The sequence below is a fragment of the Bradyrhizobium sp. 62 genome (assembly GCF_023073035.1).
Taxonomy (GTDB): domain Bacteria; phylum Pseudomonadota; class Alphaproteobacteria; order Rhizobiales; family Xanthobacteraceae; genus Bradyrhizobium.
The window spans coordinates 1,603,400-1,612,132 of sequence record NZ_JADPIT010000015.1 but is presented as its reverse complement, the minus strand read 5'-3'; the positions used below and the strand labels follow the sequence as shown (position 1 = coordinate 1,612,132).

Genomic DNA, 8,733 nt, shown 5'->3' with positions numbered 1-8,733 from the left:
GGGCAAAGCCCATCTCGTGGGTGACGACCATCATGGTCATGCCCTCATGGGCGAGGTCCACCATGACGTCGAGCACCTCGCTCACCATTTCGGGGTCGAGCGCCGAGGTCGGCTCGTCGAACAGCATGACAATGGGATCCATTGCGAGCGCGCGAGCGATCGCCACCCGCTGCTGCTGGCCACCGGACAGGTTCGCGGGATACTTTTGCGCCTGTTCCTTCAGGCCGACGCGCTCCAGCAGCTGCATGCCTTTTGCCATCGCCTTGTCGCGCGACCGGTCGAGCACCTTCTGCTGTGCGAGACAGAGATTGTCGATGATCTTCAGATGCGGAAACAGCTCGAAATGCTGAAACACCATGCCGACACGCGAGCGCAGCTTGGGCAGATTGGTCTTGGGATCGTTGACCTTGGTGCCATCGACGCTGATGTCGCCTTTCTGGAACGGCTCCAGCGCGTTGACGCATTTGATCAGCGTCGACTTGCCTGATCCCGACGGACCGCAGACCACGACCACCTCGCCCTTGGTGACGCTGGTGGTGCAGTCGGTCAGCACCTGGAAGCTCGGGCTGTACCATTTGTCGACGTGGCTGATCTCGATCATGACAAACTCTATCGAATGATGGCGATGCGCGTCTGCAGGCGGCGAACGCCGAAGGACGCAACACAGGAAATGGTGAAGTAGACGATCGCTGCGAACAGATACATTTCGACCAGACGGCCGTCGCGCTGCGCGACCTTGCTCGCGGCACCGAGGAAATCGGTGATCGACAGCACGTAAACCAGTGAGGTGTCCTGGAACAGCACGATGGTCTGCGTGATCAGCACCGGCAGCATGTTACGGAAGGCCTGCGGCAGCACGACGTAGCGCATGGTCTGGGCGTAGGTCAGGCCAAGCGCGTTGGCTGCGGCCGGCTGACCGCGCGAGATCGACTGGATGCCGGCACGCATGATCTCGGAGAAGTACGCGGCCTCGAACAAGATGAAGGTGATGAGCGAGGACGCGAACGCGCCGACACTGATCGGGCGCGACGCGCCGGTCACCCACTGCCCGATATAGGGCACCAGGAAGTAGAACCAGAAGATCACCAGCACCAGCGGCAGCGAGCGCATGAAGTCGACATAGACCCCGGCGATGCGGCCCAGGATCTTGAAGCCAGACAGCCGCATCAGCGCGATTGCCGTGCCGAAGATCAGGCCGCCGAGCGCCGCAAGTCCCGTGAGCATCAGCGTGAACGTCATGCCCTCGTAGAACAGATAAGGCAGCGTGCGGCGGATGACGTCGAAATCGAAATTGCTGAACATGGTGCTATTTCCCCGTGATGTAGCCGGGGATCGCGACGTAGCGCTCGAGGAAGCGCATTGCGGTCACGACGACGGCGTTGACGAGGAGATAGAGAAGGGTCGCGGCGGTGAAGGCCTCGAATACCTGGAACGAGAATTCCTGCATCGAGCGCGCCTGTCCGGTCAACTCAAGCAAGCCGATGGTGATGGCCACAGCCGTGTTCTTGATGGTGTTGAGGAACTCGGACGTCAGCGGCGGAAGGATGATGCGAAAAGCCATCGGCAGCAAGAGATAGCGATAAGCCTGCAAGGTCGTCAGGCCGAGCGCGGTCGCCGCCATCTTCTGGCCGCGTGGGAGCGATCCGATGCCCGCCTGCAACTGCACGGCGACGCGCGCCGACATGAAGAACCCGATGCCGATCGCCGCCGTCCAGAACGGCGCATTCGGCAGCTGCTTCAGCCAGAGGCCGGCAGATTTCGGCAGCAGTTCCGGCAGCACGAAGAACCACAGGAAGAGCTGCACCAGCAGCGGCATGTTGCGGAAGAATTCGACATAGGCAAAGCCGAACCAGTACGCTCCCTTCGACGGCAGCGTGCGCATCACGCCGACGATCGAGCCCATGATCAGCGCGATGATCCATGCGAGCGCACCCGTCTTGAGGGTCAGCACCAGGCCCGACAACAGCATGTCGAGATAGGTGCCGGTCCCCATCGGGTTCGGCTCGAAGAAAATTCCCCAGTTCCAGTGGTAGTTCACGTGTCCCCCGCGCGAACGCGCCAGTCATGGATGTCCTGGCGCCTATGCAAATGTCCGGCCACCTTGGAGTCAAGATGGCCGGACACGATCCGGATCGAAAGATCGCGGTTATAGCTTACTTATAATCGTCCGGGTTCGGCGAGTCGGTCGGCTTGGCGAACTCGTTCTTCAGCTCGGCCGAGATCGGGGTGTTGAGGTTCAGACCCTTCGGCGGGATCTTCTGGGTGAACCACTTCTCGTAGATCTTCTGGCCTTCCCCGGAAGTATAGAGCGCTGCGGTCGCCGCATCGACCACCTTCTTGAACGCCGCGTCGTCCTTGCGCAGCATGATGCCGTAGGGCTCAGGCTTGGAGAACGCGTCCTTGGAGATGACGTAGTCGTCGGGCGACTTCGAGCCGGCAACGAGGCTCGCGAGCAGGATGTCGTCCATCACGAAGGCGACGGCGCGGTCGGTCTCGACCATCAGGAAGGATTCGGCGTGGTCCTTGGCCGGGATGATGTTAGCGCCGAGGCTTTTCGCAACATTGGCTTCGGTGAGCTGCTTGATGTTGGTGGTGCCGGCGGTCGAGACCACCGTCTTGCCCTTGAGATCGTCGATCGACTTCAGGCCGCTCGACTTCTTGAAGACGTAGCGGCTGGCGGTCAGGTAATGGGTGTTGGTGAAGGCAACCTGCTTCTGCCGCTCGGCATTGTTGGTGGTCGAGCCGCATTCGAGGTCGATGGTGCCGTTGGCCATCAGCGGAATACGCGTCGCCGAGGTCACGGGATTGAGCTTGACCTCGAGCTTGTCGAGCTTGAGCTCCTTCTTCACGGCGTCGACGATCTTGTAGCAGATGTCCATCGCGAAGCCGATGGGCTTCTGGTTGTCATCGAGATAGGAGAACGGGATCGAGGAGTCGCGGAAGCCGAGCGTAATGGCGCCGGTGTCCTTGATGTTCTTCAGCGTGCCGGTCAGCTCCTCGGCCCCGGCCTGGCTGACAGCGAAGGTCGCGGCGAGCGCGAGGCCGATGCTACGAAAATGTTTCACTTTTGGGTCCCCTTTCAGGATGATGCCGGCGGGATGCAAGCACAGATCGGATTGGAATAGAATGTGACTTTTGGCTGGATCGCGGCTCCGGTTAACGGCTCAGGCCGGCGGGCGCGTTAGCGGGCTTGTTAGCGGGCTTGGCAATTCCCCGAGATCCCAGAACAGGCCGGCCATCACCGTCAAGGCCTCTTCGGTCAATGGCAGCAGGATGTGCTCATTGGGCGCATGCTGGGAGCAGCCGGGATAGGAGTGCGGCACCCAGATCGTCGGCAGGCGCAGGATCTCGGAGAACACGTCGTTGGGCAACGAGCCGCCGAAATTGGGCAGCACCGCCGGGACCTTGCCGGTGGTCTGACGGACCGAATCTGCCGCCCATGTGATCCAGGGGCTGTCGAAATCCGTGCGCGAGGCGGCAAAGCTCTGCGCCGCCCGCACCTCGACCATCGGAAAGCCCTTCTGCGCCAGATGCGCGCGGATCGCCTCGATCAGCCCATCGATCCTGGTGCCGACCACGAAACGCAGTTGCAGCACGGCATTGGCGTGGCCGGGAATGGCGTTGGCCGGCTTCTCGATATTGCCCGACGACATCGCCAGCACTTCGAGCGTGTTCCAGGCGTAGAGCCGCTCGGCCGCCGAAAGACCCTCCTCGCCCCAGCCCTCGGCCAACGCCGGCTCGTCCTCGGTCGGCACCACCTGCACGTCCGCAAGATAACTGCGGATCTGGTTGGTGAGGCGCGGCGGCTTCAGCGCATCCAGCTGAAGGCGGCCGTGGCCATCGACCAGCGTCGAGATCGCGTTGACCAGAATGGTCGCGGGGTTGGCGAGCACACCGCCCCAATTGCCGGAGTGATGGCCGCCGTCGCGAAGGGTCACATCGAGATGAATGCGGATGCCGCCGCGGCAGCCGAGGAACAGGGTGGGACGGTCGGCGGACAGGCGCGGCCCGTCGGAGGCCATGAACAGATCGGCCTTGAGCGCATCGCGATTGAGATCGCAGACCTTGCCGAGATCCGGCGAACCGATCTCCTCGCCCATCTCGACGATGAACTTGGCGTTGAAGCCGAGCTTGCCGCCGCGGGCCTCGCGCACCGCGCGGAGTGCGGCCATGTTGATGCTGTGCTGGCCCTTGTTGTCGGCCGTGCCGCGACCGTAAAGACGCGTGCCCGAAACCGTGGTGCGCCAGGGATCGCGGCCGTCGCGCCACTCGCCTTCCATGCCGTCGACGACGTCGCCATGGCCGTAGATCAGCACGGTTGGCGCCGTCTCGCTCTCGTGGTGTTCTGCGAACAGGAACGGCGCCTTGCCGCTGGGAGATTCGATCATCCGGCTTTGGAAATCGAGCGCGGCGAAAGCGGGCACCATCTCCTGTTCCAGATAGGCGCGCAGCTCGACGCTCCGGTTCGGATTCTGGCTCTCGGTCCGGTAGGCGACGCGACGGTCGAGTTCAGCGAGGAACGCGCCGGATTTGAAATCGTCACGGGCGCGGGCGATGGCATCGGCTCTGGTCATTATTTTCTTTTTTAGGTTGCGAGGCGAAGGAGCATACCCGATACGGGCAGGCCTCCGAAAGTGGCGGGGACTTCGATAGTCTTGGGATTTCGTTCTTGCTCTCTTGAGATTGGCTTGCCAAGCGCGGCAGCGCCGCTGATTTTGGCCTTGCCAACGTCGCGCTATATGCAAGAACTTCGCCAAGTTCGGGCGCAGCTCTATCATTCGAAGAGCGCCCGGTACAGGGCGCCGGGGGACCATCATGGCCAAGCAGATCAGGCTCAATGCATTTGCGATGAATTGCGTCGCGCACCAATCACCGGGCTTGTGGACCCATCCGCGTGACCGCACTGCCGAATATAACCGCCTGCCCTACTGGATCGATCTTGCCAAAACGCTGGAGCGCGGCCGTTTCGACGGGCTGTTCCTGGCCGACGTGCTCGGCGTCTATGACGTCTACGGCAACAGTCCTGACGCAGCCTTGCGCAATGCAGCCCAGTCGCCCTCGAACGATCCGCTGCTGCTGCTGTCGGCAATGGCGGCGGTCACGCAGAACCTCGGCTTCGGCGTCACCAGCAATCTCTCCTTCGAGCCGCCCTATCCGTTCGCGCGGCGGATGTCGACGCTCGATCATCTTACGGAGGGGCGTATCGGCTGGAATGTCGTCACCGGCTATCTCGACAGCGCCGCGCGCGGCGCCGGCAAGGACAAGCAGATCGGGCACGACGACCGCTACGAGATCGCCGACGAATATATGGAGGTCGTCTACAAGCTCTGGGAAGGAAGCTGGGAGGACGACGCCGTGCTGCGCGACCGTACGCGCGGCATCTTCACCGATCCCACAAAAGTTCATCGCGTCAACCACGAGGGCGCCAACTACCGCATCAACAACACCATCCATCTGAGCGAGCCGTCGCCGCAGCGGACGCCCGTGCTGTACCAGGCCGGCACCTCGCCGCGCGGACGGAGGTTCGCGGCACAGCACGCCGAATGCGTGTTCATGTCGGGACCGTCGGCCAAGGTGATCGCGCCGCGGGTGTCGGCGATCCGTCAGGAGGCCGCCGCGTTCGGCCGCAATCCGGCGGAAATCCTGATGTTCTCGATGATGACGATCATCCTCGGGCGGACGGAGGCCGAGGCGAACGAAAAATACGCCGACTATCGCCGCCACATCAGCCCCGAGGGCGCGCTCGCGCTGATGTCGGGATGGACCGGAATCGACTTCTCCGGCTACGAGCTCGATCAGCAGGTGCGCCATGTTCAGAACGATGCCGGCCGCAGCGCGCTCGATAACGTCACCCGGGCCGATCCCGATCGCGTCTGGACCGTGCGCGACGTCATCGAGCATGTCGGCGTCGGCGGCGCCGGTCCCGTCGTGGTCGGCACGCCGGAGATGGTCGCGGACAAGATCGAGGCGTGGTTCGAGGCGACCGATGTCGACGGCCTCAACGTCGCCTTCGCGATCTCACCCGGCGATTTCGAGGACATCGCCGACATGCTGGTGCCGGAGCTGACGCGGCGTGGGCGGTACAAGGCCGAGTACGCGCGGGGCACGCTGCGGGAGAAGCTGTTCGGTGACGGGCGTGCAAGGCTGGGTGCGCCGCATCCGGCGGCGGGGTTCAGGGTGGGGAGGAAGGGGTAGAGCCACCGCTCTTTGGGACATGATGGCTTCCTCCAATTTTCCGCATTGCGAGCGAAGCGAAGCAATCCAGGCTGCGAGCGCGAAGCGAAGCAATCCAGAATCTTGCGAGCGAAGCGAAGCAATCCAGAATCTGTCCGCGGAGACAGTCTGGATTGCTTCGTCGCAAGTGCTCCTCGCAATGACGGTGGAGGCACCTGCCCTACACCTTCCCGTCCACCATCACCTCGATCAGCTTCGTGCCAGGCCGGCCGAACGCCGACACCAGCGTCGCCTTCAACTCTCGGGGGTCGCTGACCTTAATCGCCTCGCATCCCAACGCCTTCGCCACGCCGGCGAAATCCACCGGCGGATCGACAAAATCCATGCCGACGTAATTGTCGTCGCCATGGAAGGCGAGCAGACGCTGCTTGATGATGCGGTAGCCGCCATTGTTGGCAATGACCACATTGAGCGGCAGCTTGTGATGCGCCGCCGTCCACAGCGACTGGATCGAATACATCGCGCTGCCGTCGCCAGAGAAGCAGACGACGGGGCGATCGGGATTGGCGATGCTGGCGCCGACGGAGGCCGGCAGGCCCCAGCCGATGCCGCCGGAGGCAAGGCCGTGATAGCCGAAGCGGTCGCGGTGCGCACGCAGCGCCGTGATCTGGCGGCTCGAAGTGAGGCCTTCGTCAACGAGGATGGCATTGGCTGGCATGGCCTCGACCATCTGCAGCACCAGCCAGTCCGGATCGATGGGGCTGCGGTTCGCGGCCTTCCCGATCTGCTCGACCAGCGCGGTGCGCCTTGCGGTCCAGTTCTTCGGCGCGAGCTCGGCGAGACGTTGCCTCGCACGTTGCGCCAGGGCAGCGCCGCCCATCTCCTTCAACACCGGGATCAGCGCGCGCAGCGTTTCCTTCAAATCCGCCTTCAGCGCGATCTCGGCACCGTAGTTCTTGGCGATCTCCCAATCGCCGAGGCCGATCTGCACGATGCCAAGGCCCTCCGGCAGCGCATCGACCTCGCTGTAGACCGACATCCGCAGGGGATCGCCGCCGAGCGCGATCAAGAGGTCGTACGGCGCAAGCGTGTCGCGCGCGACTTTCTGAACCCGTGCCAGCGTGCCGACGAAGCTCGGGCTCTCCGAGAGGAAGTGCGAGCCGTAGGGCGTCGAGGATTGGTACGCGGCCGCGCCCAAAAGCTCGGCGAGTTCGGCGGCCTCCTTCAGCGCATCGCTCTTCACCACCTCGTCCATGGTGACGATCACGGGACGCTCGGCCCTCAGTAGTCGCGCGGCGAACGCCTTGAGTGCCTCATCCGATGGCCTTGTGCGAGCGTCGATGCGGGTGGAGCGACCGAGATCGATACCGGCCTCGCTGTTGAGGATGTCGCCGGGCAACGAAATGAACACCGGCCCGGTCGGCGGCGTGGTCGCGACTTTTGCGGCGCGGCGCACGATGCGCGGCAGATCCTCGAGCCGGGTCACCTCGACCGCCCATTTCACCAGCGGCTCGGCCATGCGCACCAGCGGGCCGTAGAGCACCGGCTCCATCAGTCCGTGGCCCTGCTCCTGCTGGCCCGCGGTGAGGATCATCGGCGTGCCCGTGAACTGGGCGTTGTAGAGCGAGCCCATCGCGTTGCCAAGGCCGGGCGCGACATGGACGTTGCATGCGACGAGCTTTCCGGAGGCGCGGCTATAGCCATCCGCGATCGCCACCACCAGGCTCTCCTGCATCGCCATCACATAGGTGAGATCGGGATGGTCCTTCAGCGCGTGCATGATCGGCAGTTCGGTGGTGCCGGGATTGCCGAACAGATGCGTGATGCCCTCGTCCTTGAGCAGCGCGAGAAAGGCGGAGCGGCCGGTGATCTTGTTCTTCATGTTTCCTCCAGAGGCGGACGTTGCCGCAAGGCAGGAAGCATGATGGCCGAAATCGCGGGAGGCGCGCAAGGAAGCGCGGTCATGGCTGCGTTGCGTGGGCGCAGCACGCTACATCTCCTCGCGCCCCAGCTCGAACGGATCCTCGCCGCCCGCCCGCTTCTTCTTTTTCGAGCGCTGCCAGACCACACCGGGAAAGCCCTTCAACGGTACCAGCGGCTCGCCGGTATAGGTCCATTCCTGCAGCTCCTCGATCGCAATGTGATAGAGCGGCTGGCGGCCGGTGCGTTCCCTAAACAGCGCACGGGGGATGTTGACCATGTGCGGCCCGCGCGGGCGCTCATATGCGATCGGCGTGCCGCAATGCGCGCAGAAGCTGCGCGCGGTCTTCGTTGTCTTATCTTCGTAGCGGGTCAGCGCCGTCTTGCCTGCGGTGATGCGAAACCGTTTCTTCCAGCTTCCGACATAGGTCGCATAGGCAGCGCCGTGGGCGCGACGGCTGGCAGCGGAGTGATCGTGCCAAGCCCAGCGTGCGGGGACGTCGATCTCGAAGGTGACCTTGCCGCAGAGGCATTGGCCGGTGGCAACTCCTGCGGCGGCTGCGGCTTTGGCCATGGGTGCTTCCCTCATCGCTCGCAATGACGGAATTCGTGGTGTCCGTCGGGGCAACACAATAACTC

At 63.5% G+C, this 8,733-nt stretch carries 8 protein-coding genes; 1 reads left to right on the top strand and 7 read right to left on the bottom strand.

What is annotated here, in order from left to right; genetic code table 11:
* From IVB47_RS18425 to IVB47_RS18405, 5 genes are all read right to left on the bottom strand, one after another.
* The coding region (locus IVB47_RS18425) for an amino acid ABC transporter ATP-binding protein (protein ID WP_247463024.1) at positions 1–601 on the bottom strand (601 nt) is incomplete at its 3' end.
* A gap of 8 nt (positions 602–609) precedes the next feature.
* Positions 610–1,302: an ABC transporter permease subunit gene (locus IVB47_RS18420; RefSeq protein ID WP_247463022.1), complete on the bottom strand. Its 693-nt coding sequence runs from the start codon at positions 1,300–1,302 to the stop codon at positions 610–612.
* Positions 1,303–1,306: 4 nt separating this feature from the next.
* The gene (locus tag IVB47_RS18415; protein ID WP_247463020.1) at positions 1,307–2,038 is read right to left on the bottom strand and encodes an amino acid ABC transporter permease; all 732 of its coding nucleotides are present in this window, start codon (positions 2,036–2,038) and stop codon (positions 1,307–1,309) included.
* A 115-nt stretch (positions 2,039–2,153) separates the two neighbouring features.
* On the bottom strand, positions 2,154–3,065 hold the full coding sequence (locus IVB47_RS18410) for an amino acid ABC transporter substrate-binding protein (RefSeq protein ID WP_027565488.1): 912 nt from the start codon (positions 3,063–3,065) through the stop codon (positions 2,154–2,156).
* A gap of 99 nt (positions 3,066–3,164) precedes the next feature.
* Complete coding sequence (locus IVB47_RS18405) at positions 3,165–4,574, bottom strand: M20 family metallopeptidase (protein ID WP_247357889.1); 1,410 nt, start codon at positions 4,572–4,574, stop codon at positions 3,165–3,167.
* 241 nt (positions 4,575–4,815) lie between these two features.
* On the opposite strand from IVB47_RS18405, the gene IVB47_RS18400 reads away from it, so the two are divergent.
* Positions 4,816–6,195: an LLM class flavin-dependent oxidoreductase gene (locus IVB47_RS18400; RefSeq protein WP_247463018.1), complete on the top strand. Its 1,380-nt coding sequence runs from the start codon at positions 4,816–4,818 to the stop codon at positions 6,193–6,195.
* A gap of 199 nt (positions 6,196–6,394) precedes the next feature.
* Here IVB47_RS18400 and IVB47_RS18395 read toward each other — a convergent pair whose 3' ends face one another.
* Both IVB47_RS18395 and IVB47_RS18390 read right to left on the bottom strand, forming a co-directional pair.
* Complete coding sequence (locus IVB47_RS18395) at positions 6,395–8,056, bottom strand: thiamine pyrophosphate-binding protein (protein ID WP_247284679.1); 1,662 nt, start codon at positions 8,054–8,056, stop codon at positions 6,395–6,397.
* A gap of 108 nt (positions 8,057–8,164) precedes the next feature.
* Positions 8,165–8,668 carry a GFA family protein gene (locus IVB47_RS18390; protein ID WP_027565492.1) on the bottom strand — a complete coding sequence of 168 codons (504 nt, stop codon included), beginning with the start codon at positions 8,666–8,668 and terminating at the stop codon, positions 8,165–8,167.
* Positions 8,669–8,733: the final 65 nt, after the last annotated feature.